Source organism: Streptomyces sp. 184, assembly GCF_045781775.1.
Taxonomy (GTDB): domain Bacteria; phylum Actinomycetota; class Actinomycetes; order Streptomycetales; family Streptomycetaceae; genus Streptomyces.
Genome location: NZ_CP123230.1, coordinates 5,039,251 through 5,062,606 on the forward strand (window position 1 = coordinate 5,039,251; position 23,356 = coordinate 5,062,606).

General features: G+C 73.7%; 22 protein-coding genes and 2 pseudogenes. 6 read left to right on the plus strand and 18 right to left on the minus strand.

The window, feature by feature from the left end; genetic code table 11:
- Positions 1 to 75 precede the first annotated feature (75 nt).
- Together argC and QBL21_RS21215 are read right to left on the minus strand one after the other, a co-directional pair.
- On the minus strand, positions 76 to 1,104 hold the full coding sequence (argC, locus tag QBL21_RS21210) for an N-acetyl-gamma-glutamyl-phosphate reductase (protein ID WP_407563807.1): 1,029 nt from the start codon (positions 1,102 to 1,104) through the stop codon (positions 76 to 78).
- Between the two features lie 97 nt (positions 1,105 to 1,201).
- The gene (locus QBL21_RS21215) at positions 1,202 to 2,050 is read right to left on the minus strand and encodes a helix-turn-helix domain-containing protein (protein ID WP_407563808.1); all 849 of its coding nucleotides are present in this window, start codon (positions 2,048 to 2,050) and stop codon (positions 1,202 to 1,204) included.
- Between the two features lie 150 nt (positions 2,051 to 2,200).
- Here QBL21_RS21215 and QBL21_RS21220 point away from each other — a divergent pair, with 150 nt between their 5' ends.
- Positions 2,201 to 2,602 carry a GlcG/HbpS family heme-binding protein gene (locus tag QBL21_RS21220; protein ID WP_407563809.1) on the plus strand — a complete coding sequence of 134 codons (402 nt, stop codon included), beginning with the start codon at positions 2,201 to 2,203 and terminating at the stop codon, positions 2,600 to 2,602.
- 50 nt (positions 2,603 to 2,652) lie between these two features.
- On the opposite strand, the gene QBL21_RS21225 is transcribed toward QBL21_RS21220, so the two are convergent.
- The 3 genes from QBL21_RS21225 to QBL21_RS21235 all read right to left on the minus strand — a co-directional run bounded on the left by QBL21_RS21225 (position 2,653) and on the right by QBL21_RS21235 (position 5,624).
- The gene (locus QBL21_RS21225; RefSeq protein WP_407563810.1) at positions 2,653 to 4,410 is read right to left on the minus strand and encodes a GMC oxidoreductase; all 1,758 of its coding nucleotides are present in this window, start codon (positions 4,408 to 4,410) and stop codon (positions 2,653 to 2,655) included.
- A 131-nt stretch (positions 4,411 to 4,541) separates the two neighbouring features.
- Complete coding sequence (locus QBL21_RS21230) at positions 4,542 to 5,117, minus strand: histidine phosphatase family protein (RefSeq protein WP_407563811.1); 576 nt, start codon at positions 5,115 to 5,117, stop codon at positions 4,542 to 4,544.
- A 21-nt stretch (positions 5,118 to 5,138) separates the two neighbouring features.
- Entirely contained in the window at positions 5,139 to 5,624 is a 486-nt protein-coding gene (locus QBL21_RS21235; RefSeq protein WP_407563812.1) for a GNAT family N-acetyltransferase, read from the minus strand.
- A 130-nt stretch (positions 5,625 to 5,754) separates the two neighbouring features.
- Here QBL21_RS21235 and QBL21_RS21240 point away from each other — a divergent pair, with 130 nt between their 5' ends.
- The gene (locus QBL21_RS21240) at positions 5,755 to 5,958 is read left to right on the plus strand and encodes a DUF1918 domain-containing protein (protein ID WP_407563813.1); all 204 of its coding nucleotides are present in this window, start codon (positions 5,755 to 5,757) and stop codon (positions 5,956 to 5,958) included.
- A 57-nt stretch (positions 5,959 to 6,015) separates the two neighbouring features.
- On the opposite strand, the gene QBL21_RS21245 is transcribed toward QBL21_RS21240, so the two are convergent.
- Positions 6,016 to 7,230, minus strand: coding sequence for a glycoside hydrolase family 10 protein (locus QBL21_RS21245; RefSeq protein ID WP_407566498.1), 1,215 nt, complete (start codon positions 7,228 to 7,230; stop codon positions 6,016 to 6,018).
- Positions 7,231 to 7,475: 245 nt separating this feature from the next.
- Here QBL21_RS21245 and QBL21_RS21250 point away from each other — a divergent pair, with 245 nt between their 5' ends.
- On the plus strand, positions 7,476 to 8,333 hold the full coding sequence (locus tag QBL21_RS21250; protein WP_407563814.1) for a 3-hydroxybutyryl-CoA dehydrogenase: 858 nt from the start codon (positions 7,476 to 7,478) through the stop codon (positions 8,331 to 8,333).
- Positions 8,334 to 9,902: 1,569 nt separating this feature from the next.
- On the opposite strand, the gene QBL21_RS21255 is transcribed toward QBL21_RS21250, so the two are convergent.
- Positions 9,903 to 10,313: an ATP-binding protein gene (locus QBL21_RS21255; protein WP_407563815.1), complete on the minus strand. Its 411-nt coding sequence runs from the start codon at positions 10,311 to 10,313 to the stop codon at positions 9,903 to 9,905.
- Positions 10,314 to 10,732: 419 nt separating this feature from the next.
- Between QBL21_RS21255 and QBL21_RS21260 the strand changes: the two are divergent.
- The 3 genes and pseudogenes from QBL21_RS21260 to QBL21_RS21270 all read left to right on the plus strand — a co-directional run.
- Positions 10,733 to 11,302: pseudogene (locus tag QBL21_RS21260) on the plus strand (Scr1 family TA system antitoxin-like transcriptional regulator); the annotation flags it as partial.
- A gap of 115 nt (positions 11,303 to 11,417) precedes the next feature.
- Positions 11,418 to 11,567 (plus strand): Scr1 family TA system antitoxin-like transcriptional regulator, encoded by a 150-nt coding sequence (locus tag QBL21_RS21265; protein ID WP_407566499.1) that lies wholly within the window; start codon positions 11,418 to 11,420, stop codon positions 11,565 to 11,567.
- 32 nt (positions 11,568 to 11,599) lie between these two features.
- Positions 11,600 to 11,773, plus strand: a pseudogene (locus tag QBL21_RS21270) (DUF397 domain-containing protein); the annotation flags it as partial.
- A gap of 500 nt (positions 11,774 to 12,273) precedes the next feature.
- Here the strand turns inward: QBL21_RS21270 and pheT are convergent.
- From pheT to QBL21_RS21325, 11 genes are all read right to left on the minus strand, one after another.
- Positions 12,274 to 14,802, minus strand: coding sequence for a phenylalanine--tRNA ligase subunit beta (pheT, locus tag QBL21_RS21275; protein ID WP_407563816.1), 2,529 nt, complete (start codon positions 14,800 to 14,802; stop codon positions 12,274 to 12,276).
- Positions 14,802 to 15,956 carry a phenylalanine--tRNA ligase subunit alpha gene (gene pheS, locus QBL21_RS21280; protein WP_407563817.1) on the minus strand — a complete coding sequence of 385 codons (1,155 nt, stop codon included), beginning with the start codon at positions 15,954 to 15,956 and terminating at the stop codon, positions 14,802 to 14,804. The genes pheT and pheS overlap by 1 nt, the downstream gene beginning before the upstream one ends.
- A gap of 142 nt (positions 15,957 to 16,098) precedes the next feature.
- Positions 16,099 to 17,184, minus strand: coding sequence for an ATP-binding protein (locus tag QBL21_RS21285; RefSeq protein WP_407563818.1), 1,086 nt, complete (start codon positions 17,182 to 17,184; stop codon positions 16,099 to 16,101).
- A gap of 73 nt (positions 17,185 to 17,257) precedes the next feature.
- Positions 17,258 to 18,127, minus strand: coding sequence for a TrmH family RNA methyltransferase (locus tag QBL21_RS21290; RefSeq protein ID WP_407563819.1), 870 nt, complete (start codon positions 18,125 to 18,127; stop codon positions 17,258 to 17,260).
- A 119-nt stretch (positions 18,128 to 18,246) separates the two neighbouring features.
- Positions 18,247 to 18,633, minus strand: a complete 387-nt coding sequence (rplT, locus tag QBL21_RS21295) for a 50S ribosomal protein L20 (RefSeq protein ID WP_281619351.1) — start codon at positions 18,631 to 18,633, stop codon at positions 18,247 to 18,249.
- A gap of 102 nt (positions 18,634 to 18,735) precedes the next feature.
- The gene (gene rpmI / locus QBL21_RS21300) at positions 18,736 to 18,930 is read right to left on the minus strand and encodes a 50S ribosomal protein L35 (protein ID WP_018852864.1); all 195 of its coding nucleotides are present in this window, start codon (positions 18,928 to 18,930) and stop codon (positions 18,736 to 18,738) included.
- A 109-nt stretch (positions 18,931 to 19,039) separates the two neighbouring features.
- A complete protein-coding gene (infC, locus tag QBL21_RS21305) occupies positions 19,040 to 19,651 on the minus strand; it encodes a translation initiation factor IF-3 (RefSeq protein WP_407566500.1) in 612 nt (203 codons plus the stop codon).
- A gap of 331 nt (positions 19,652 to 19,982) precedes the next feature.
- Positions 19,983 to 20,348, minus strand: a complete 366-nt coding sequence (locus QBL21_RS21310; protein ID WP_407563820.1) for a DUF1844 domain-containing protein — start codon at positions 20,346 to 20,348, stop codon at positions 19,983 to 19,985.
- 66 nt (positions 20,349 to 20,414) lie between these two features.
- Positions 20,415 to 21,158 carry an SseB family protein gene (locus tag QBL21_RS21315; RefSeq protein ID WP_407563821.1) on the minus strand — a complete coding sequence of 248 codons (744 nt, stop codon included), beginning with the start codon at positions 21,156 to 21,158 and terminating at the stop codon, positions 20,415 to 20,417.
- Positions 21,136 to 22,479, minus strand: coding sequence for a type VII secretion-associated serine protease mycosin (gene mycP / locus QBL21_RS21320; RefSeq protein ID WP_407563822.1), 1,344 nt, complete (start codon positions 22,477 to 22,479; stop codon positions 21,136 to 21,138). Before mycP ends, QBL21_RS21315 begins: the two co-directional genes overlap by 23 nt.
- A complete protein-coding gene (locus QBL21_RS21325; RefSeq protein ID WP_407563823.1) occupies positions 22,476 to 23,288 on the minus strand; it encodes a hypothetical protein in 813 nt (270 codons plus the stop codon). The genes mycP and QBL21_RS21325 overlap by 4 nt, the downstream gene beginning before the upstream one ends.
- Between the last annotated feature and the right edge of the window lie 68 nt (positions 23,289 to 23,356).

A 23,356-nucleotide genomic window follows, 5' to 3' on the forward strand; every position in this document is an offset into this window, starting at 1 on the left:
TGCTCGCTTCTCCGCCCGCGCGGCGAAAGCGCGGTTCGCTGTGCAGGCTCGCCCTGGCAGCCGCGCGTGCGTCGCTCACGGTGCCACTCCTGTCATGGAAAGTCCCAGGTCCTCGGGGAGGCCGAGGGCGATGTTCATGCTCTGGACCGCGCCGCCGGCGGTGCCCTTGGTGAGGTTGTCGATGGCGCTGATCGCGATGACGCGCCGCGCGCTCTCGTCGTACGCGACCTGGAGCAGCGCCGTGTTGGAGCCGGTGACGGCGCCGGTCGCGGGCCACTGGCCGGGCGGCAGCAGCCGGACGAACGGCTCGTCCTGGTACGCCTTCTCGTACGCGGCGCGCACCGCGTCCCCGGTCGTGCCCGGTCGCGCCCGCGCCGTGCTGGTGGCGAGGATGCCGCGGGGCATCGGGGCGAGGGTCGGGGTGAAGGAGACCGTGACCGGCTCCCCCGCCACCGCGCTGAGGTTCTGGCCGATCTCGGGCGTGTGCCGGTGTCCGCCGCCCACGCCGTACGGGCTCATGGAGCCCATCACCTCGCTGCCCAGCAGGTGCGGCTTGAGCGCCTTGCCGGCGCCGGAGGTGCCGGAGGCGGCGACCACGACGGCCTCCGGCTCGACGAGCCCCGCGGCGTACGCGGGGAACAGGCCGAGGCAGACGGCGGTGGGATAGCACCCGGGCACCGCGACGCGCCGGACCCCGAGGAGCGCTGCGCGGTGCCCGGGCAGCTCGGGCAGACCGTAGGGCCAGGTGCCGGCGTGCGGCGTGCCGTAGAACCGCTCCCACTCGGCGGCATCGGCGAGCCGGTGGTCGGCGCCGCAGTCGATGACGAGCACGTCGTCGCCGAGGGCGGCGGCGACGGCGGCGGACTGCCCGTGCGGCAGCGCGAGGAACACGACGTCGTGCCCGGCGAGCACGGCGGGCGTGGTCTCGGCCAGCTCGCGGCCGGCGAGCGGCGCGAGGTGCGGCTGGAGGTCGCCGAGGGGCCGGCCGGCGTTGGAGTTGGCGGTGAGGGCCCCGATCTCCACCCCGGGATGCGCCAGCAGCACCCGCAGCAGCTCCCCGCCCGCGTATCCGCTCGCCCCGGCCACTGCCACCCGTACGGTCATCCGCTCCTCCTCGTCACGGCATGACTATACGGACGACAGCAGAGCTATGCAAAGAGTATCCGGCGGCGGCGCGGGCACGGGCGGGCGTGGCCGGGCGCTACGGCCGGCTTTCCGCGTCCTCGGCAGGGCGTGACCACGAGGTGAGGAAGACCAGCGCTTCGTGGGCGGGGGTGCCGGCCGGCGCGGTGTAGGTGACCAGGGTCTGGTCGGGGGCGGCGGCGAGCCGCATCGCCTGCCAGTCCAGTTCGAGGCTGCCGGCGACGGGGTGGCGCAGGCGTTTGCGGCCTGCGCCGGGGGTGCGTACACCGTGCCCGCCCCACCAGCGGCGGAAGTCGACGTCCCGCGCGGACAGTTCGCCGACGAGCGTGGCCAGGCGGGGGTCGCCGGGGGCGTGGCCGCAGGCCATGCGCAGCCGGGCGACCGCTTCTGCGGCGACCTGCTCCCAGTCCTCGTACAGGCCGCGGACGCGGGGGTCGAGGAACACCAGCCGGACGAGGTTGCGGTGCTCCGGGGGCAGGGTGGCGAAGTCCGGGTACAGCGCGGTCGCGGCGGGGTTCCAGGCGAGGATGTCGTAGCGGGGGCCGAGCACGAGGGCCGGGGTGTGCCCCAGGGCGTCCAGCAGGTCACGCACCGGTCCGGCGACCCCGGCGGGCGCCCGCGGGGCGCGGGGCACGGGCCGGGGGCGGGCGAGCAGCCGCACGTAGGCGTGTTCGTCCTCGGTCAGCAGGAGGGCGCGGGCCAGGGCGGCGAGGACGCCGTCGGAGGCCGTGGTGACCCGGCCCTGTTCGAGGCGCGTGTAGTGGTCGACGCTCACCGCGGCCAGCCGGGCGACCTCCTCGCGGCGCAGCCCGGTGACCCGGCGGGGGTTGCCCACCGCGGGCAGCCCGACCTGCCCGGGCGGGATCTGCGCGCGTTTGGCCCTCAGGAAATCACCGAGCTGACTCACGTCCTCAGTCTCACACCCGCCGCCGCGGACGTTCCCGGGGCGGCGATCCCCAGGAACGGCGTGCCCGGGCACCACACGGCTCTGGCTCGCCCGCGGCGCCGGCGGCAGGCTGCCCCGCGTACGAACCGGCCCCCGGAGAAAGGCACCACCTTGTCCGCGCTGACCCTTCACACCGCGACCCGTATCGCCGCCGCAGGCCGGGCCGCCGCCGAGACGATCGGCACCGCCATGAACATCGCGATCGTCGACGCCGGCGGCCACCTGCTGCACTTCACGAGGATGGACGACGCCTGGCTCGGCTCGGTCGACCTGGCGCTGAAGAAGGCCAGGACCTCCGTCCTGTTCCCCATGCCCAGCGCGGCCCTGGGCGAGATCTCCCAGCCCGGCGGCCCCGTCTACGGCATCGAGCACAGCAACGGCGGCCTGATCTCCTTCGGCGGCGGCCTGCCGCTCACCGACGCCGCCGGCCACGCCGTCGGCGCCGTCGGCGTCTCCGGCGGCACCGCCGACCAGGACACCCACGTGGCGGAGGCCGTCACCCGGGCGCTCTGACCCCGCCCGGCGGGACGCCTGCCGAGCTGTGCCGCCGCCCCGCGTCGGCCCTACGGCTTCGGCGGGACCTCCGGGACCGGGAGCAGCAGGGCGCCGAACGCGCCCGCGGGGACCGCGGGCCGGCGGGGGGCGACCGGGCGGAGGCGGGTGTACGGGCGGCCCTGGGCGGGGCGGGGGTCCTCCTCGCCCTTGTTGGGCCACAGCGCCATCGCCCGCTCCGCCTGCGCCGTGATCGTCAGCGACGGGTTGACGCCGAGGTTCGCCGAGACCGCCGAGCCGTCCACGACGGAGATGCCGGGGTGGCCGTAGAGCCGGTGGTACGGGTCGATGACGCCGTGCTCCGCGTCCTCGCCGATCGGGCAGCCGCCGAGGAAGTGCGCCGTCAGCGGGGTGCCCATCAGCTCGCCCAGGTTCGTGCCCGCCACCCCGCCGATCTGCTCGGCGAGCAGCCGCGCCGCCTGTGCGCCCTCGGGGATGTGCACCGGGTTGGGCGCCCCGTGGCCCTGCCGGGCCGTGAGCAGGCCCTTGCCGAGACCCTTGTCCTTCAGATGCGTGGTCAGCGAGTTGTCGTGCGTCTGCATGACGAGCCCGATGATCGTCCGCTCGGACCACCGGTAGGTCGTCGCCGTGCGCGCCACCAGCACCGGGTGGCGCAGATACGCGCCCAGCGCGCGCAGCGCCTTGGGCAGCTTCCCCGTGGCCCGGAACTGCGGGACGCAGAGCAGCGCCATCGCGTTGGAGCCCTTGCCGTAGCGCACGTTCTCGATGTGCGTGGTGTCGTTGGGGTGGATCGAGGAGGTGATGGCCACGCCCTTGGTGAAGTCCAGCTCGCCCGCTCCGCGCTTCTTGCGGTACGTGCGCGGGAAGGTCACCGCGCCCACCAGCGCCTCGGAGTTGGTGCGGGTCAGCTCCCCGAGGCGCGGGGAGAGCCCGGGCAGCCGGCCGGTGGACTTCATCCGGTGCAGCAGGGTCTGCGTGCCGTACGTGCCGGCCGCGACCACCACGCGCGCGCAGCGCAGCACCTCGCGCTTGCCGCGGCGGCGCCTGTTCGTCGCCACGGTGGTCACCTCGTAGCCGCCGCCGGCGACCTCGTGCACGTCGACGACGGTGGTGAGCGGGTGGATCACGGCGCCGCGCCGCTCGGCGAGGTAGAGGTAGTTCTCCGTGAGGGTGTTCTTCGCGCCCCAGCGGCAGCCGGTCATGCACGAGCCGCACTGGAGGCACGCGACGCGCTCCGGGCCCGCGCCGCCGAAGTACGGGTCGGGGACGGTCTCGCCGGGGGCGGCCGCGGCCTCGCCGCCGGCGTCGCGCCCGTCGCCGTAGAAGACGCCGACGGGGGTGAGCCGGAAGGAGTCGCCGACGCCCATGCGCTCGGCGGTGGCCTTCAGGTACGTGTCCGCCTCGGTGGTCGTGGGGTTCTCCCGGACGCCGAGCATCCGCTGCGCCTGGTCGTAGTAGGGGGCCAACTCCTCCTGCCAGTCGGTGATGTGGCCCCACTGCCGGTCCCGGAAGAAGGCGGGCGGCGGCACGTAGAGGGTGTTGGCGTAGTTGAGCGAGCCGCCGCCCACGCCGGCGCCGGCGAGCACCATGACGTTGCTGAGCAGGTGGATGCGCTGGATGCCGTAGAGGCCGAGGGCGGGGGCCCACAGGTAGTCGCGCAGCCGCCAGGAGTTCTTCGGCAGTTCCGCGCGGGCGAATCTGCGCCCGGCCTCCAGCACGCCGACCTTGTAGCCCTTCTCGGTCAGGCGCAGCGCGGCCACCGAGCCGCCGAAGCCGGAACCGATCACGATCACGTCGTACGAGCTCATCGCTGGTCGCTCCTCGCGCACGCGGTGCCGCAGCTACCTACTAGGCAGTAGACTTACCTACCCGTAGGGAGTTGGCAATGGCCCCGACATCATCCGCCCGCCGCGCTCCCCGCGTCCACTCGCCCCGGCGCTCACACCCAACTGTCGACGTGCAGACTCCACCGCCCCGGCCGGCCCGTGAGGATGATCGTCGACAGCGGCATCACGTCGATGTGCCAGTACGAGGCGGGCGGCGCCTTCAGCGCGTAGACCAGCGCCGCACGCATGATCGAGGGTTCGGTGACGGCGAGCACGTGGGTGCCGTCGTCCACCGGGCGGGTGTCCAGCCAGCCCCCTATCCGCTGGATGAAGGTGATCAGCGGTTCGCCGCCGTGCGGCGCGTAGTGCGGATCCGCGAGCCACGCGTCCACGTCGCGCGGCTCCGTCGTCATCACCTCCTCCAGCGTGCGGCCCCGCCACCGGCCCATGTCGCAGTCGCGCAGGGCGAGTTGGGCCAGCGGCGCGAGGCCGAGCACCCGCCCGGTCTCGCGGGAGCGCTGCGTGGGCGAGCAGTACCGTAACTCGGCGGCGGCCAGCGGCGAGAACACCGGAACGGCGCGTTCGGCCGCCACCCACCCCGCCGCGTCCAGGGGCCGGTCGTCCTCGAAGCGCTCAGCGAGCCGCGAGGGGTTGCGGGCCGCGGCGAGCAGCGTGAGACGAACGTTCATGCGGCGATGGTAGGAGCGCTCTCAGGCTGTGCCCAGAGCCATCCACTGGGTTGGATCGGCCAGCGGCGCGAAGCCGAACCTCGCGTAGACGCCGTGGGCGTCGCCGGTCGCCAGCAGGACGCGGCGCAGCCGGTACGGCGCGAGGTGGTCGCGGACGGCGGCGACCAGGCCGCTGCCGACGCCGGCGCCGCGGGCGGGGCGGGCCACGTAGACGTCGCAGAGCCAGGCGAAGGTGGCGCGGTCGGTGACGACGCGGGCGTACGCGACCTGCGCGCCGGCCCCGTCGGGAGGGCCGCCGGGGACGTCGCCGGTGACGCTGCCGGGGGCGGGGGTGGCTGCCGGGGCGTAGACGCCGAAGTTCAGGGAGTTGTCGATCGCGGTGTCCTGCTGCGCGCGGCTGCGGCCGAGCGCCCAGTAGGCGTCGGTGGACAGCCAGCGGTGGACGAGCGCGCGGTCGAGCCGGGCGGGGTCGGTGGAGACCTCGTAGGGGGCGGGCACGTGAGCCATGGGCAGAGCCTCGCACGCGGTGCATGGCCCGTACACCCGGATTCTCCGGGGGCCAAGTGCGGCACGCGACCCTAGACTGGCGGTCACGGGACCACCATTTGGTGACGAGCCGGACAGGGAGGTCGACCCCATGCAGGCTGAAGTGGGCGACAAGCTGTGTGTGCACGGCCGCGTCGTCGGCCGGGAGGACCGGACGGCGGAGATCCTCGAAGTCATGGGCGCGGCCGGCGCGCCGCCCTACCGGGTGCGGTACGACGACGGCCACGAGGCGCTGGTGTCGCCCGGCCCGGACTCCGTGGTCCGGCATCGGGACCGGGAGTCCGGGCAGGGCTGACGCCCGCGGCCGCGGGTGGCGGTGCGGCCGGGACGGCAGGGGGCGGCGGGTGCGCCGCTAGCAGCGCGGGGGCCGCGCCGGCTTTCCGTAGTGGTCGGCGACCAGCCTGCTGACCGCGCCCAGCGGGTCCTGGGGCAGCAGCTTCGCGGAGAAGTACATGTTCCCCTGGACCTCGGGGTAGTCCTGGCAGAACGTCAGGTGCCGGGACAGCTCCGCCGGGTCGAACCACGCCTCGGGCTGGCCGGCCGCGCCGACCTTGTACAGCGCCTCGCCGATGTAGAGGTTGACGCCGGTGCCCGCGACCACGTCGCTCCACCAGGGCACGATCTTGGCGTAGTCGGCGACGGCGAAGCCGATGTTCCAGTACACCTGGGGGACGATGTAGTCGATCCAGCGCTCGCGCACCCACTTGCGGGTGTCGGCGTACAGGTTGTCGTACGTCTGCGTGCCGGCCTGGGTGTCGGAGCCCTCGGGGTCGGTGGCCGCGTTCCGCCAGACCGCGAACGGGCTGACGCCGAACTGCACCCTGCGCTTCGTCCGCTTGATGGCCCGGCCCAGCTCCGCGACCAGCAGGTCGACGTTGTTGCGCCGCCAGTCGGCCTTGTCCGCGAACGCCCCGCCGTACTTCCGGTACGTCTCCTCGTCGGCGAACTCCTGGCCCGCGACCGGGTACGGGTAGAAGTAGTCGTCGAAGTGCACGGCGTCGATGTCGTAGCGGCGTACGGCGTCCAGGATGCACCGCTGGACGAAGCGCCGGACCTCCGGCACCCCCGGGTCGTAGTAGATCTTGCCGCCGTACGGGACCACCCACTCGGGGTGCTTGTTCGCCGGGTGGTCCGGCACCAGCTTCTCCGCGAGGGCGTCGTTGCGCACCCGGTAGGGGTTGAACCAGGCGTGCAGCTCCAGCCCCCGCCGGTGGGCCTCGCGCACGGCGAAGCCGAGCGGGTCCCAGCCCGGGTCGACGCCCTGCGTCCCGGAGAGCCACTCCGACCACGGCTCGTACGGCGACGGCCACATCGCGTCCGCCGTCGGCCGGGCCTGGAAGACCACGGTGTTCATGCGGCGGTCCGCCGCCTCGTCGAGCCGGGCCAGCAACTGGCGCTGCTGCTCCTGCGCGCTCAGTCCCTGCTGGACCGGCCAGTCGATGTTCGCCACCGTCGCCACCCACGAGCCGCGCATCTGCGCGGCCGGGCGGCCGTGGCCGCGTCCCGCCGCACCGGCCGGGGCCGCCATCGCGTCGCCCGCCACGGTCACCGCGGACAGCGCGCCCACCGCCGCGGCGCCGAAGCGGCGCCGGCTGAGGTGGTGCGGTCTTTCGGGAGTGCTGCTCCCCATCTGGATCCTCCGAGTGTCGCCGAGAACAAGAATCCGACTGAGCCAAGTGGTCTGAACCACTCGTCAGTTGCGGCACATCCTCGCGTCCCGTGTCACCCGGGGACAAGAGCCATGCGCTACGCGGGTAACGTCGGGGTCCGAAAGGGTTGCCCACAAGGCAGGACGAGGGACGAGGAGTGACATTGACCGACATCGAACGCGTCGGAGTGGTCGGATCCGGCCAGATGGGCTCGGGCATCGCCGAGGTGTGTGCCCGCTCCGGGCTTCAGGTCGTCGTCGCCGAGACCACCGGCGACGCCCTCGAACTGGGGCGTACCCGCGTCACCAACTCACTCGCCAAGGCCGCCGAACGCGGCAAGCTCACCGCGGCGGAGCGGGACGAGGCGCTGGCCGCACTGAGCTTCACGACCGATCTCGGAGAGCTGGCGGACAGCGACCTCGTGATCGAGGCGGTGGTGGAAAACGAGCAGGTCAAGACCGAAATCTTCCAGATCCTTGATCAGGTCGTCACCCGCCCGGACGCCGTCCTCGCCTCCAACACCTCCTCCATCCCGCTCGTCAAGCTCGCCGTCGCCACCTCGCGGCCGGAGCAGGTCATCGGGATGCACTTCTTCAACCCCGCCCCCGTCCAGCAGCTCGTGGAGCTGATCCCGGCGCTGACGACCAGCGACGACACGCTCAAGCGGACCGAGTCGCTGGCCCGCGACGTCCTCGGCAAACACGCCATCCGGGCCCAGGACCGGTCCGGCTTCGTGGTGAACGCGCTGCTGATCCCGTATCTGCTCTCCGCGGTACGGATGTTCGAATCGGGCATCGCGACGCGCGAGGACATCGACAACGGAATGGAGCTGGGCTGCGCCCACCCGATGGGCCCGCTGAAGCTCGCGGACCTCATCGGCCTGGACACGGTCGCCTCGGTGGCCGACTCGATGTACTTCGAGTACAAGGAACAGTTGTACGCCGCTCCCCCACTGCTCTCGCGGATGGTCGAGGCGGGCCGCCTGGGCCGCAAGTCGGGCGCCGGGTTCTACTCCTACTAGTTGGTTCGTACTACAGGAGCGGCGGGCTCCCGGGGTGCCGGTCTTGGATCGGATCGATCCGGACCTGAAGGCCCAGGGGCTGCGTGCGCGGGGGCAGGTTACCGCGGGTACGTGCCGGTGGCGTTCGTTCCGGTCCGGCCACGGTGCCGCGCCCTGCCCGCGAACCGGACCGCCGCCCCCGGCCGCCGGGGGGCCGGGGCGATCGGGCCGGGCGGGTGCGTTGGGTGACCCAGGCCCTCCGGGAGCGGGGTGGGCCTGGTCGTACGTGTGCTGCCGCGACGTGATGTTGGAGCATTGGGACCCCCCTCGAAAGCCGGCGGCCGTCGCCTGGCCCCGGCGTCGGAGGTCATCGGCGGATGGGCGGAGCAATCGGCGGTAGGGCCCTCGTATCCCGCCCGGACCGCCCCGAAGGCCGACGCCCAGCGCGCGACGCGCACGCAACGTCCGTCCGGGTGCGTGCCGGTGGGCGGTACCGGCGGTAACCCACACTGTAAAACGGCATAAATCGCCCACGCACCTCGACTTTCGCCCGTCGGCGTTCACACGCCCGGGCCGCCGGGTGCGGGGTGCGGGTCACCCTCCCGCGAGTCCGGATGCGCGCGTCAAGGCGACGAACCCGCGGTAATACCCTGAACAACATAGGGCAAATCTTCCACGCGCCGCGACTTCCGCGCATCGGCGCGCAGCAGCACCCGCCTGGGCGCGGGTCCCGGCAATCGTGGCGAACGCCCGCGGCGCCCGTGCCCAGGCCCCGGGCCGTCACCCCGGCGCCGTGTCCGCCCGCGTTCGGGGGCGGGCCCGGCTCCGGCGAATACCCCCGCACTTCGTTCGGCCCGCGGCCACCGGCGTCCCGGTGCCCGGCCCCCGCCGCGGGGCCCATCCGCGGTCGGGCCGGGGCCCGGCGCCGGGGTGCGGCCCCGGCGACCGGGCGCATCCGCGAGAGGGGGGCCTGCCGTCGGGGGCCGGCCCCCGTCCGCGGGGCGCATCTGCGATCAGGGCGGGCCCGGCCCCGGCGCTCGCCCCCCCGTCGTCCGGGCTCTGCATCCGTAGTTTCGGTCCTCGGGTGCCCGCTCCCCCCGGGCCACCTCATAGCTGCCGGTCTGTCCACGGGCCGGAGTCCGGGGTCAAGGGTGGGGCGAAGCCCCATCGCGCAGCGACGTCCCCGCAGCGAAGCGGAGGGGACGCCCTTGACGCCGGACGGAGGCCCGCACACTCAAGAGATGGGGTGGCCCGGGGGGTGCCCTGGCGGCCTCGCCCACCCCGACACCGAACCCACCGACACGGGCCCGCCCGGCGAACTCCCGTCTCCCGGCGCCGCCGTGCCCCGGACACGCCGCAGCCCGCGAACTCCCGTCTCCCCGCTGCCGCTTCGGGCGGCTGCCGGGGTGCCGGTCCGTTGGCGGCGTCGGTCTGCACGGTGCGGTTCCCGGCGTCCCGGCTCACCGTGCGAGCGCCGGTTGCCAGACGCGGGTTCGCCCCCGTACGCAGCCCGGCCCCGGCGAGGGCAGGGGGCGAGGCCGACGGCGACGCATCCCAGGCCGCCGGGCCAGGTTGCGGCACACGGCCTCGCTATGAACCCGGGGCCCGGCACCCCGGCACGGGCCGCCAGCACGATGCCTCCGCGGCGGCCTGAATCTTGAACTCCGCCCACACGAGCTTGCCGGGGCCGGAGCGGTCAGACACCCCCCAATCGTCCGCGAACGCGGAGACGAGCAGCAGGCCACGCCCGCGGTCGTCGGTATCCGCGGGCGCACACTGGCGCGGAGTGCCGCCGCTGGCGTCGTGCACCTCGATACGCACGACACCCTCGTTGCAGATGATCCGTACGAGGAAGCGGCGGCCGGCGGGCGTGTGCTGGACCGCGTTGGTCGCGAGTTCGGATACGCACACGCGGATGTCGTCGGTGCGGTCGCCCCTGCCAACCACGGTGGTGGCGAAGTCGCGCGCCTTGCCGACCGAGGCGGCACTCCGGGCGAACATGCGCGCATACGTGGTCGTGTGGTCTGCCTCGTTCCGGGCGGGAGCCGTGCCGTGGCCCGTGTTCGTCTTCCCCTCGACCTCCTCGGACCCGGAACCATGCGGTTCGGTGGGTGCGGCCGACTGTGGCTCCTTTGGTCCGCCGCGGTAAACCCGCGGCTCCCTCGCCAGTTGCCCCCGGGGCGTCGTTGAGGGCTCAGGCGACTCCCTGCCTGCCGCTGGGGAACAAGGAGACAGTTCGGGGGACGGCACATCCACTGCCTGACTGTCTGCCGTCGTCATACCGAATCTCCGCGGGGGTCTCTCGTGTGTCCCCGGCTCCCTGCCGGGTACTACTCTGCGTATCCCAACCATCACCGTGAATGAGCGACTTGACGCCCGTCGGGCGTTGTCGCAGCGGCAGGCAACAGCGGGAGACCGGCATGGCCGAACAGGTAGGCGAGGACACAGACCAGGAGAAGCAAGACGCACGCGAGGTGCTGGCTCACGCGCTTGTCACGCTGAGGAAGAAAGCGGGCAAATCTCTAGCTCAGCTCGCAGAAGATACGGGATATGAACGAAGCTACTTGAACCGTCTCGAAAATGGCGACCGCATTTCAAAGCGCCCGGTCATGGAAGATCTGGATAGTTACTACGGGACAGACGAATTGCTGGTGAGGCTCTGGAAGTCCGCGCGGAACAGCGTCATCGTAGACAGATTCAAGCTGTTCATCCGGTACGAGGAGGGGGCGGTGATCATGCACAAGTTCATGACCGCGATGCCCGGGCTCCTCCAGACCGAGGACTACGCGCGCGCCATCCTTTCGTCATCTCCGAACCACGGGGATCAGGACTGGCTTGAGGAACAGGTGACCTTACGTCTCAGCCGTCAGGAGCTGCTGCGGCGGGACCCGTCCCCGAGCCTGCGCGTGATCCTGGACGAGGCCACGCTCCGGCGGCCCACCGCTGACGCGAAGGTGTGGGCCGGACAGCTCGGAAACCTCCTGGAGTCCGCCGAGCGGCCTTCCACCGTGATCCAGGTCCTTCCCTTTACGGCCGGCGTGCACGATCTCATGGGGGGGTTCGCTGTCGCTGCTGTGGCAGACGGACGGCACGGGCGTTGCCTACCTGGAGGGCAACAAGTCGGGGGACCTGGTGGAGGATGCGCAAGAGGTGGCCCAGTACCGGCTGTCATACGATCAGCTTCGAGACGCGGCTCTTCCGCCGCCAGCCTCACTCGACTTCATCAGGACCATCATGGAGGACGCGGGATCATGAGTAGCACCGACCTGGGCGCCGCACGGTGGCGCAAGAGCAGTTACAGCAACGGGGGCGACGCGACTTGTGTTGAGGTCTCCGACGACTTCCCCGGCATCACGCCGGTGCGGGACTCGAAGGACCCGGACGGTCCGGCGCTCGTCTTCTCGGCGGATGGCTGGTCTTCATTCGTCGCCGCAGTCAAGGGCGGGGAGTTCTCCGCCTGAGCCCACCAACGCAGACCCCGAGCGACGGCCCTCGCCACGCAGCGGGGGCCGTTGTCGTGTCAGCACGGGGCACCATTCCGGCGCCCGCCGGCCGCGGATCGTCCCGGTACCGAGGAACAGCCAAGCTGGGTTGGCACCCTCGCAGCACGGTTGACCTACAAGTTGCGCTTGCCAGCACCTAGGGGTTGCACGAGAGGCTTCGCAACATCTACACCGTACCCACCCTGGGTCCATCCCCGCGTGCGCGGGGAGCAGTCGCTGACCTGGGTGTTTATCGAGTGGGGAAGCCGTTCTGAGCAACAAATGAAGATTCGGACATCTCCGCCATCTGCCGAGCGAGGGGTCTGTGCATCCTGGTGTGCGAGGTTCAACTCTTCACGCCATGCCACGAGTTCAGCTTCAACCAGGCGGGCGGGACAAGCGGCCAGGGCGGTGGCCACCCGGCCGGGCGCCTGCGCCGTACGACGGTACGGAGCCCCGTACCGTCGCACGGCTCGGTGTCACGCCCCGCGCAGTACCGCTCCCGCCTCCTCCGTGGCCCTGGCCACCGCCGCGTCGCGGGCGGCGCCCGCCTCCTCGGCCGTCAGCGTGCGGTCCGCGGCGCGGAAGCGTAGGGCGTAGGCGAGCGACTTGCGGCCCTCGCCCACCTGCTCGCCGGTGAAGACGTCGAAGAGCCGCACCGACTCCAGTAGCTCCCCCGCGCCCGCCCGCAGCGCGTCGGCGACCTTCGACGCCGGCACGTCCGCGGCCACGACGAGGGCCACGTCCTGCGTCGCCACCGGGTACGTGGAGATGCGCGGCGCCGGCACCGGAGCGCCGCCGGCGATCTCCAGCAGGTCGAGCGAGACCTCCGCGGCGCAGGTGCGCTCCGGCAGGTGGAGCGCCTTGACCACCCGCGGGTGCAGCTCGCCGGCGTGGCCGACGACGCGCCGCTCGCCGTCCACGACGGCGAAGAGCGCGGCGCACCGGCCGGGGTGCCACGGCGCGTGCCGGTCGGCCTCGGCCGTCAGCTCCACGCCCGCCTCCCGGGCCACGGTACGGGCCGCCTCCACCGCGTCCGCCCAGTCGGCCGGGCGGCCGGGTCCCCACCAGCCGGCCTGCTCGCGGGCGCCGGTGAGCACGACGGCGGCGCGCCGCGGCTGCTTGGGCAGGGCGACGTTCAGCCGGGCGATCTCCTCGTCGGTGGGCCGCCGGTCGACGGGCAGCCGGGCCGGCGCGGCCTCGTGGCCGGAGGGCCGGAAGACCAGGCCGGTCTCGAAGAGCGCCAGGTCCGCGGTGCCGCGGCCGTGGTTGCGGCGTAGCGCGGCGAGCAGGCCGGGCAGCAGCGTGGTGCGCAGCGCCGGCTCCTCGTCGCTGAGCGGGTTGACGAGGGTGACCGTACGGCGGCGGGCGTCGTCCGGCTCCAGGCCGAGGGCGTCGAGGGCGGCCTCGCCGAGGAACGGGTAGTTCAGTACCTCGACGTAGCCGGCGCCCGCGAGCGCCCGGCCGACCCGGCGGTGCAGCCGCTGCCGGCCGGTCAGGCCGCGGCCGGCCGGCGGCCGGGGCAGCGTGGACGGCAGGTTCTCGTAGCCTTCGAGCCGGATGACCTCCTCGGCGAGGTCGTTCGGCGCACCCAGGTCGGGGCGCCAGGACGGCACGGTGACGGTCAGCTCGTCGGCGCCGTAGACGTCGCAGCCGACCTCCTGGAGCCGGCGCACCACGGCCTCGCGCCCGTACGTCATGCCCGCCACCCGGTCCGGGTGGTCGGCGCGCATCCGTACGGTACGCGGCCCGCCGGGCGCCGCGACCACGGTGACGCCCGCCTCCGCGGAGCCGCCGGCCAGCAGCACCAGCAGGTCCACGGTGCGCTGCGCCGCGGCGGGGCCGGCCTGCGGGTCGACGCCGCGCTCGAAGCGGCGCGACGCCTCGGAGGTGAGGCGGTGGCGGCGGGAGGTGCGGGCGATGGAGACGGGGTCGAAGTGCGCGGCCTCGATGACGATCTCGGTGGTGCCCGCGACGGTGCCGAGCAGGTGGTCGCGTACCTCCGCCTCGGCGATCTCGGTGTCGGCGCCGCCCATCACCCCGGCCAGCCCGATGGGGCCGCGGTCGTCGGTGATCAGCAGGTCCTCCGGGTGGAGGGTGCGCTCGACGCCGTCGAGGGTGGTCAGCTTCTCGCCGGCGGTGGCGCGGCGGACGCCGATGGGCCCGTCGAGCCGGGCGCGGTCGTAGGCGTGCAGCGGCTGGCCGATCTCCAGCATCACGTAGTTGGTGACGTCCACGGCGAGCGAGATCGGGCGCATGCCGGCCTTCTGGAGGCGGCGCTGGAGCCAGATCGGCGAGCGGGCCTCGGGGTCGACGCCGGTGACGACGCGGGCGGTGAACCGGTCGCAGCCGCGCAGGTCGTCGACCTTCACCTCGTAGCCGTAGTCGTTGGGCGCGGGCACGTCGAGCAGCGCCGGGTCGCGCAGCGGCAGGCCGTAGGCGGTGGCGGTCTCGCGGGCGACGCCGCGCAGGGACAGGGCGTAGCCGCGGTCGGGGTTGACGGCGATGTCGAGGACCTCGTCGTTCAGCTCCAGCAGCTCGATCGCGTCGGTGCCCGGCTCGTACTCCGGCGGCAGCACGAGGATGCCGTCGTGGTCGTCGCCGATGCCCAGCTCGCGCACCGAGCAGATCATGCCCTCGGACACCTTGCCGTACGTCTTACGGGCGCCGATCTTGAAACCGCCGGGCAGCTCGCCGCCGGGCAGGATGACGACGACCTTGTCGCCGACGGCGAAGTTGCTCGCCCCGCAGATGATGTTCTGCGGCTCCCCCGTACCGTTGGCGTCCCCGACGTCGACCTGGCAGTAGCGGATCGGCTTCTTGAACTCCGTCAGCTCCTCGATCGCCAGCACCCGGCCGACGACCAGCGGGCCCGTCAGGTCCGCGCCGAGCCGCTCGACGGTCTCGACCTCCAGCCCGGCGCTGATCAGCCGGGCCTGGACGGCGCGGCCGGTCTCGCCGGCCGGCAGGTCGACGTACTCCCGCAGCCACGAAAGCGGGACTCGCATCAGATCTCCATCCCGAACGGCCGCGTGAAGCGCACGTCACCCTCGACCATGTCTCGCATGTCCTCGACGTTGTGGCGGAACATCAGCATCCGCTCGATCCCGAACCCGAACGCGAACCCGCTGTAGCGCTCCGGGTCGATGCCGCAGGCGACCAGCACCTTCGGGTTGACCATGCCGCAGCCGCCGAGCTCGATCCAGCCCTCCGAGCCGCAGGTGCGGCAGGGCCGGTCCGGGTTGCCGACGGACTCGCCGCGGCAGACGAAGCAGACCATGTCCATCTCGGCGGACGGCTCGGTGAACGGGAAGTGGTCCGGGCGCAGCCGGGTCCGCATGCCTTCGCCGAAGAGCGAGGAGACCATGTGGTCGAGGGTGCCCTTGAGGTCGGCCATGGTCAGGCCCTCGTCCACCGCCAGGCCCTCGACCTGCATGAAGACGGGGGTGTGGGTGGCGTCCAGCTCGTCGGTGCGGTAGACGCGGCCGGGGCAGATCACGTACACCGGGGGCTCGCGGTCGAGCATGGAGCGGACCTGCACGGGCGAGGTGTGGGTGCGCAGCACGACGCCGGACTCGTCGTCGTCCTGCCGCTCCCCCGCGTCCCCGGCCTCCCCGGCCCGCGGGGAGCGTACGAAGAAGGTGTCCTGCTCGCTGCGCGCCGGGTGGTCCGGCGCGATGTTGAGCGCGTCGAAGTTGAACCACTCCGCCTCGACCTCCGGGCCCTCGGCCACCTCCCAGCTCATCGCCGTGAAGATGTCCTCGATGCGCTCGGAGAGCGTGGTCAGCGGGTGCCGGGCGCCTGCGGGCGAGCGGTCGTACGGCAGCGTGACGTCCACCGCCTCCTCGACCAGCACCCGGGCGTCGCGCTCCGCCTCCAGCTCCTCCTGCCGCCGCTTGAGTGCCTGGCCCACCTCGCCGCGGGCCCGGCCCACGCGCTTGCCCGCGTCCGCCTTGGCGTGCGGCGGCAGGGCGCCGATCTCGCGGTTGGCCAGCGCCAGCGGGGAGCGGTCGCCGGCGTGGGCGATCTTCACCTCGCGGAGCTCTGCGAGGTCGCCGGCCGCCGCGATGGCGGCGAGCGCCTCGTCGCGCACGCGGTCGATCTCTTCCGGTTTCAGTGCCTCGACCTCGACAGGGTCGTACGACTTGTTCGGTGCCGACATCTCTTCCCGTGCTTCCGATTGGCTGGCTGCGCCCCGACCCGGCGGCCGCGGCGGGGTCGGCGAGCGGGGTCGCCGAAGGGCCGGGGGTCGAGTCTACGGGCGCGTGGACGTGGGTGTGGCCCGCGGGCGGGCCGGCCGCTGCTCAGGCGAGGTGGGCCGGGGCGCCGACGGGCAACGTAAATCGGAAGCGGGCGCCGCCGCCGGGGGCGCGGCCGACCGTGATGATCCCGCCGTGGGCCTCCACGATGCCCTTGACGATGTACAGCCCCAGGCCGGTGCCGCCGCGCTTGCTGCCCCGCCAGAAGCGGGTGAAGACGCGGCTCATCGACTCCTCCGGGATGCCGGGGCCTTCGTCGCTCACGGTGACCTGGGTGCCTTCCCTGCCGTGGTTGAGGGTGGCGGGTGCCACCTCGATGGTGACAAGTCCCTCGCCGTGGCGCACGGCGTTTTCCAGCAGGTTGCCCAGCACCTGGTCGACCTTGTCGGGGTCGGCCCACAGATCGGGCAGCTCATGGGGCACCAGGGTGCGGAACCGGGCCGGGTCCTGGCCCGCGGTGGTCTGGGCCTCCACGTGCCGGTGCACCGCGGCGACCACGTCGACGCGCTGCTTGCGCACCTCCAGGCGGCCGGAGTCGATGCGGGAGATGTCCAGCAGCTCGGCGATGAGACGGGTGACGCGGTTGGCGTCGGCGTGCACGGTCTCCAGCATCAGCCGCTTCTGGTCGTCGGTGAACCGCTCCCACTTCGCCAGCAGGGTGGCGGTGAAGCCCTTCACGGACGTCAGCGGCGAGCGCAGTTCGTGCGCGACGGTGGCGATCAGCTCCGCGTGGCTGCGCTCGCTGCGGCGGCGGGCCTCCGTGCCGCGCAGGGTGAGGACGAGCTTGCGCACCGGTCCGGTACGGCCGTCGCGTACGTACCGGGCGGCGACCAGCACCTCGCGGTTGCCGGGCAGCAGCAGGTTGCGCTCCGGGTGGCCGGTGCGGATGGCCAGGCCGCCGTACGGGTCGGTCAGCCGCCACCAGCGGCGGCCCTTCAGATCCTCCAGGGGCAGCGCCTCGGCCAGCGGGCGGCCGAGGACGGCGGCCGGCTCCAGGGCGGTGATCCGCGCGGCGGCGGCGTTGAAGCGCACCACGAGGCCGTGCTCGTCGGCCACGACGAGGCCGTCCGGCAGATCGTCGGGCGCACAGCCGAGGTCCTTGGCCTCGGGCCCGTCATCTGCACTCTCCACCCCATGAACCCCCTCCCGCAGACCGGGCGTTGGCCTGCCCGTACGGTCGACTCGCGGACCTAGAGCGGTCACCTTACCGGGCGGAGCTGACGGGACGGCACCCGCCGATCGGGCGGTGCGCCCGGGCCGAGGCGTAGAGGCACACGGCGGCGGCGGTGGCGAGGTTCAGACTCTCGGCGCGGCCGTGGATCGGCACCCGTACGACGGCGTCGGCGAGCGCCCTGGTCCCGGCCGGCAGCCCCCACGCCTCGTTGCCGAAGACCCAGGCGGTGGGGGCGGCGAGGCCGCCGTCGTCCAGCTCGTCGTCGAGGTCCCGCTCCCCCGCCCCGTCCGCGGCCAGCAGCCGGACGCCGGCGGCGCGCAGCTCGGCGGCGGCCTGTTCGGCGGGCACGCCGGTGACGACGGGCAGGTGGAAGAGGCTGCCGGCGGAGGCGCGGACGGCCTTGGGGTTGTACGGGTCCACGGAGGCGTCGGTCAGCACCACGGCGTCCGCCCCGGCGGCGTCGGCGCACCGCAGCACGGTGCCGGCGTTGCCGGGGTCGCGGACGTGCGCGAGGACGGCGACGAGCCGGGGGCGGGCGGCGACGACGTCCGCCAGCGGCACGTCGAGGAACCGGCAGACGCCGACCAGGCCCTGCGGCGTCACGGTCTGCGAGAGCCCGGCGACGACCTCCTCCGCGGCGGTGTGCACACGCGCCCCCGTGCCGCGGGCCGACTCGACGATCTCCGCGTGCCGTTCGGCGGCCTCGGCGGTGACGAACAGCTCGACCAGCGCCGGGCCCCCGCCCCCGGCCGCACCGCTCCCGTGGGCCACGGCCTCCCGGACGGCCTGCGGGCCCTCGGCGAGGAACCTGCGCTCCTTGGCCCGCCCGGCGCGCCGGAGGAGCTTGCGGGCGGCGGTGACGCGGGCGGAGCGCGGCGAGATCGGCTCGGGGGTGCCCATGGGCGGCGGGAGACCTTTCGTACGGCAGGCTCGGACGGCGGGAGGGACCCGCGCGGACGACAGAACCCGCAGGCCGACGGGGCCTGCGGGTTCTCGGGTACGTACCGCGCGAGCGGGGCTCAGGCGGCGGACTTCGGCGCGTTGACGTCGCTGGGCAGCGCCTTCTGGGCCACCTCGACGAGGGCGGTGAACGCACCGGCGTCGTTCACGGCCAGCTCGGCCAGCATCTTGCGGTCCACCTCGACGCCCGCGGCCTTCAGGCCCTGGATGAAGCGGTTGTAGGTGATGCCGTTGGCGCGGGCAGCGGCGTTGATCCGCTGGATCCAGAGCTGGCGGAAGTCGCCCTTGCGCTTCTTGCGGTCGTTGTAGTTGTAGACGAGGGAGTGGGTGACCTGCTCCTTCGCCTTGCGGTAGAGGCGGGAGCGCTGGCCGCGGTAACCGCTGGCCTGCTCGAGGATCGCCCGGCGCTTCTTCTGGGCGTTGACTGCCCGCTTGACGCGTGCCACGTGTTCACTCCTTGGGGCTGGGTCGCGTCGGCTGCGCGACCCAAAACGGCTGGGTCCCGGTCTGTTCGGTCGTCCTGCGCCCTGCCGGTGCAGGGCGTCGGCTCACCTGCCGAGAAGCTTCTTGACCTTCTTGGCGTCGGCCTTGGACAGCTCGACCGTGCCGGCGAGGCGCCGGGTCAGAGTCGACGGCTTGTGCTCCAGGTAGTGGCGCCGGTTGGCACGCTGACGCAGCACCTTGCCGGAGCCGGTCACGCGGAAGCGCTTCTTGGAACCACTGTGGGTCTTGTTCTTCGGCATCTCGCCGTCCACTCCTCGTCGTCGGCGCCCCCGCCGCCCGGGAAACGGGCATGCGGAAGCGTCAGACTGTCTTCGTACTACGACTCCGGACCCGGGCTCGGGTCCGCGATCAGGCCTCGGCGGGCTCCGCGGGAGCGGCGGCGTCGTCGCCCCTGCGCTCCGCCTTGCGGGCGGCCTGGGCCTCACGGGCTTCGGCCATCGCCTCGGTCTTCTTCTTGTGCGGACCGAGGACCATGATCATGTTGCGGCCGTCCTGCTTGGGGGTGGACTCCACGAAGCCCAGCTCCTGCACGTCCTCCGCGAGCCGCTGAAGCAGCCGCCGGCCCAGCTCGGGACGGGACTGCTCACGACCGCGGAACATGATCGTGATCTTGACCTTGTCACCCTGCTTGAGGAACCGCTCGACGTGACCCTTCTTGGTGTCGTAGTCGTGCGGGTCGATCTTCGGCCGGAGCTTCATCTCCTTGATGACCGTGTGCGCCTGGTTCTTGCGCGCCTCACGGGCCTTCATGGCCGACTCGTACTTGAACTTCCCGTAGTCCATCAGCTTGCAGACCGGAGGACGGGCGTTCGCCGCCACCTCGACCAGGTCGAGGTCGTACTCCTGGGCAAGCTCCAGAGCCTTGGCGAGCGGGACGATACCCACCTGCTCGCCGCTGGGGCCGACAAGTCGCACCTCGGGGACGCGAATCCGGTCGTTGATGCGGGGCTCGGCGCTGATGTGGCCTCCTCATTTCCACCACGCGACTGCCTGGCGGGCAACCACGTAACGTTCTTGTCTGCCGACCACCTGCCGCGGGCACAAAAAAGCCCCGGACAGGACGCAAATGCGGGCTCCTGCCGGGGAGCACCGCCGCAGAGCGTGCCGCGGGGTGCTTCGGACCGGTGACCCGCCGACCGAGGGCCGGTAGGTGGGAGATCGGAGCCTCCACTTGCGGGCCGGTCGCTCCTCTTTCCTGCATGGCGCGTCCGGCCGGTCAGTGTCCAGCATACCAGTGCGCGCGCAGACCCTGCACATCCGTGCGCCCGCCCGCGGCGCGCCGCGGGCGGGGTCAGCCGAGGACCGGGCCGGTGTACGCCTCGCCCGGCCCGCGGCCCGGCTCGTCCGGGTGCTCGGACGCCTCGCGGAAGGCGAGCTGGAGCGACTTCAGCCCGTCGCGCAGCGGCGCCGCGTGGTACGAGCCGACCTCCCCGGCACCGGCGGTGACCAGCCCGGCCAGCGCGGTGATCAGCTTGCGGGCCTCGTCCAGGTCCTTGTGCGCGGCGCCGTCCTCGGCGAGCCCGAGCTTGACCGCGGCGGCACTCATCAGGTGCACCGCCACCGTCGTGATCACCTCCACGGCGGGGACCTCGGCGATGTCGCGCGTCATCGCGTCGAAGTCGGGTCCTGCGTCGGCGCCGGGGCCGGTGTCGCTCATGAGGGCTCGCTTCCTGCTACGGGACCGTACGGGACCGGAGGCCACCCTAACCAGCGCGCCGCCCGCTCAGCGCAGCGGGAGCGGGTCCCCCGGCAGCGGGGTCTGTGGCGGCAGCAGGGCCAGGTCCAGGCCGCGGACCAGCCGGGCCCGCAGGACGGTGTCGGCGGCCAGGGCCGCGGCGAGGCGGCGGGCGACGTCGGCGGGGGCGGCGCCGGGGGCGGGGACCAGGGCCAGGGTGCCGTCGCCCTCGCCGGCGCGGGCCAGCGACGCGGCGGTCACGCCCGCGACGGCGCCGACCACGGCGGTCACGGCCGCGACGACGGCGGGGTCGGCCAGCGGGTCGGTGCTGCCGCGGCCCTCGGCGGCGGCGAGCAGCGCCGGGCCGGTCAGCTCGTACGGCACGGGGCCCGCGACGTCCAGGACGACGGTGTCGGCGCGCTCGGCGACGGCGGCGCGTACGGCCTGCGGCAGCGGTACGGCCACGGGACGGGCCTCGGGGTTCCAGCGGGCGAGCGCGGCGGTGCAGGTGAAGGCGGGCAACGCCCGCCGGCCGCCGGGGACTTCGAGGGTGGGCACGGCCATGTCGCTGGTCTTGTCGCGCCGCAGGCCGTCGGGCCCCTCCTCGGACTCGCCGAGCAGCGCGACGACGGGGACCAGCACCCGCGTTCCGGCGAGGGCGGTGAGCACCCGGGGCTCGGCCCCGGGGTCGCCGGGGTCCCGGGCGTACGCGGCCAGGGCGGCGGCGAGGCGGGGGTCGGCGGAGCCGTCGTCGGCGGCGAAGCCGGGGTCAGGGATGTTCTTCAGCGGCACCCGACGAGCGTAGCGGTGGCCCGTCGCCGGCCTGCGGGCGCGGTGGGGCGGCGGCGCCGGGCGGGGGCGCCGACCGCGGCGGTCCGGCCGGCGGCGGCGCGAAGGGCGGGGGCTCCGGGCCGCGCCAGACGCCGGGCGCACCGGGTCGCGGGCCGCGCCAGAGGAACCACGCGCCCGCGATCAGCCCCACGCCTATGACGCCCGCGGCGAGCGCCAGCCCGCCTGGCCCGTCGTCGTCGGGGGTGACGAGCACGGGCGCCGCGCCGAAGCGCTTCTCGTCGTACGAGGCCGCCGCCGGCTCCTGCGGCGCGGCCTTCAGCTCCCGCGCCGCCGCGACCGCCGCCGCGGCGTCCACCCGGCCGGCGCCCAGCTCGTCGCTGCGCCCGCCCTCGGGCGGGTCCTGCGCGGTGTCCCGCAGCAGGTCGCGGATCTGCCAGGGGGTGAGGTCGGGGTTGGCGGAGCGGACCAGCGCGGTGACGCCGGAGACGAACGCGGCGGCGGCGCTGGTGCCCCAGCCCTCGTAGTAGGTGCGGTCGGGGTCGGCGATGGCCACGTCGACGCCGGGGGCGGCGACGGTGGCGTACCAGTGCCTGGTGGAGAAGTCCGCGCGCTCGCCGGACCGGTCGACGGCGGTGACGGCGATGACGCCGGGGTAGGCCGCGGGGTACGAGATGCGGTCGCCCTTCTCGCCGCTGTTGCCGGCGGACGACACCACGGTCACGCCCTTGCGCAGCGCGTACTGCACGGCGGCGTCCTCGCCGGGCTCGGGGTGGGCGGACTTGCTGTCGTCGCCGAGGGAGAGGTTGATGACGTCGGCGCCGTTGTCGACGGCCCAGCGGATGCCGTCGGCGAGCGCGTTGCCGCGGGTGTCGCGGGCCTTGCCGCGCTGGGCGTCGCCGTCCTCCAGGATGACCCGTACCGGCAGGATCTTCGCCTCCGGCGCGACGCCCGTGACGCCCTCGTCGGCGCCGGGGCCGTGCCCGTGGGCGGCGATGATGCCGGCCATGGCGGTGCCGTGCCGGGCCCAGGAGTCGTCGCCGCGGCGGGCGCCGAAGCCGACGAAGTCCTTGGATGCCAGCACCTGTCCGGTGAGGTCGGGGTGGGTGGCGTCCACGCCGGTGTCGAGTACGGCGACGGTGATGCCGTCGCCGCGGGTGGTGTTCCACGCCTCGGGGGCGCGGACGCCGTCCAGGCCCCACTGGAGTTCCTGGAGGCCGTCCGCGTGCGCGGGGACGGTGGCGGTGCCGAGCAGGGCCGCGGCGGCGGTCAGCGCGGCGAGGAGCGCGGCGGGGCGGCGGCGTACGCGCGGCGGGCGGGTCACCGCGGGGACTCCGTCGCCCTGGCGGAGGTCTTGCGCAGGCCGCGCTCGACGCGGTCGGCGATGCCCTCGGTGTCGTGGCCGAGGCCGGCCTGCGCGGGCGCGGTGGTGGCGCCGGGGTGGACGGCCCCGTTGGCGGGCTCGGGCTCGGGGACGGCGCGGCCGTCGGCGAAGCCGGTGACGGCGTAGAGGACGACGGGGGCGTCGGACAGGACGCGTACGGTCCAGGTCGCGCGCTGCTCGTCGCCGAAGCCGGCGGCGGGGCCGGTCTCCGTGCCGTACGCGCGCGGCAGCATGTCCGTCCGCGCGCCCAGGTCCTCGTCCTCGAAGCGCTCCTCGAAGCGGCTCGTCTTCGCGGCGCCGGCCGCGGTGAAGACCAGCCCGACGGTGGTGACGCTGCTGCGGGTGGCGTCGGCGTACGTGGCGCGCAGCAGCTTCTCGCAGCCCAAGCGGCGCAACTCCCGCGCCAGCGCCGCGTCGAGGCCCTTCTTGCAGCCCGTGGGCGGGGCGACGGCGACGCGCACCCAGACCCGGTCGGCGCCGCCGGGGCCCGCGCCGTCGCCTTCGAGCCGGGGCGGGAAGAGCGTGTCGACGGGGGTGGTGTGCCACAGGTCGCGGGCCACCTCGTACGCACCGGGGCGGGCCTGCGCGCGGGGGCCGTCGCTGAGCAGGCTGCCGGTGGCGGCGCCGGCGACCAGCCCGACGCCGGTGACGAGCGCGACGGCGGCGGCCACGGTACGTGCGACGCTCCGCCGCTGCACGGTCGGCTCCGGCTCGGGGCGGGGGATGTCGGAGGGGAGCACGGACGCCATGTGCAGCGGGGCACCTACGGGCTTGGGAGGGACGGCGGGCACGGGCGGTGCGTACGGCCGCGGCGGGT

Excerpts from the sequence above, each read along its gene's own strand:
- argC (WP_407563807.1), bottom strand. The coding sequence starts at position 1,104 with ATGACCGTACGGGTGGCAGTGGCCGGGGCGAGCGGATACGCGGGCGGG.
- QBL21_RS21225 (WP_407563810.1), bottom strand. The coding sequence starts at position 4,410 with ATGAGCTCGTACGACGTGATCGTGATCGGTTCCGGCTTCGGCGGCTCG.
- QBL21_RS21230 (WP_407563811.1), bottom strand. The coding sequence starts at position 5,117 with ATGAACGTTCGTCTCACGCTGCTCGCCGCGGCCCGCAACCCCTCGCGG.
- QBL21_RS21235 (WP_407563812.1), bottom strand. The coding sequence starts at position 5,624 with ATGGCTCACGTGCCCGCCCCCTACGAGGTCTCCACCGACCCCGCCCGG.
- QBL21_RS21240 (WP_407563813.1), top strand. The coding sequence starts at position 5,755 with ATGCAGGCTGAAGTGGGCGACAAGCTGTGTGTGCACGGCCGCGTCGTC.
- QBL21_RS21255 (WP_407563815.1), bottom strand. The coding sequence starts at position 10,313 with ATGTTCGCCCGGAGTGCCGCCTCGGTCGGCAAGGCGCGCGACTTCGCC.
- pheT (WP_407563816.1), bottom strand. The coding sequence starts at position 14,802 with ATGCGAGTCCCGCTTTCGTGGCTGCGGGAGTACGTCGACCTGCCGGCC.
- pheS (WP_407563817.1), bottom strand. The coding sequence starts at position 15,956 with ATGTCGGCACCGAACAAGTCGTACGACCCTGTCGAGGTCGAGGCACTG.
- QBL21_RS21290 (WP_407563819.1), bottom strand. The coding sequence starts at position 18,127 with ATGGGCACCCCCGAGCCGATCTCGCCGCGCTCCGCCCGCGTCACCGCC.
- rpmI (WP_018852864.1), bottom strand. The coding sequence starts at position 18,930 with ATGCCGAAGAACAAGACCCACAGTGGTTCCAAGAAGCGCTTCCGCGTG.
- QBL21_RS21310 (WP_407563820.1), bottom strand. The coding sequence starts at position 20,348 with ATGAGCGACACCGGCCCCGGCGCCGACGCAGGACCCGACTTCGACGCG.
- QBL21_RS21325 (WP_407563823.1), bottom strand. The coding sequence starts at position 23,288 with ATGGCGTCCGTGCTCCCCTCCGACATCCCCCGCCCCGAGCCGGAGCCG.